Origin of the sequence: Pseudonocardia sp. TRM90224 (assembly GCF_021245725.1) — a bacterium.
In the GTDB taxonomy this organism is placed as follows: domain Bacteria; phylum Actinomycetota; class Actinomycetes; order Mycobacteriales; family Pseudonocardiaceae; genus Pseudonocardia.
On record NZ_JAJGSX010000113.1, the window covers coordinates 1 to 508 of the forward strand.

Annotated in this window: 1 pseudogene; it reads right to left on the minus strand. The window is 67.7% G+C overall.

Annotation, left to right across the window (positions count from 1 at the left end):
- Nucleotides 1-181: pseudogene (locus LL648_RS43630) on the minus strand (ArsR family transcriptional regulator); the annotation flags it as partial.
- Nucleotides 182-508: the final 327 nt, after the last annotated feature.

The window sequence follows — 508 nt, forward strand, 5'->3', positions numbered from 1 at the left end:
ACGGTGTCGCGCCGGCGCCGTGGCGGCGGCCGATGCGTTCGCGCAGGCCGAAGGTGCGGTAGGCGGCGCACTGGTGCGAGCGGATGGAGGCAAGGTTCTCCGGGAAGACGGCGGCCCGCAGCGTCCAGAGACCGGCGTCGGCGGCGGCGGTGCTCTGCTTGTGGATCAACGCCTTGCCCACGCCACGACTGGATGGATTAACCCCGGCTCTTCGTGCGCCCAGCCAGACTGGAGGTGGACGGTGTAGTTGATCTCTGGTCGTAAGCTCGTCGTTGCTTGCCGGTGTGAGTCCGGTCCGGGTAGCTGCCAGGAGGCCCGGTAGCAGGCTGGCGGCTTCGTCTGGAAACGGGCGGGGTCGAAGCCCAGCGTCGAAAGCCCTTCTGGGGAGCAACTGAGCGGTCCGTAGCGTCAAGCGAAGCCTGCGGCGTCGTTAGCCCCGGCTCTTCATGAGCTGGTCGGTGCGTCCGTACCCGGATAGACGAAAGTGCCCCGCTGCCAGGGAGACTGT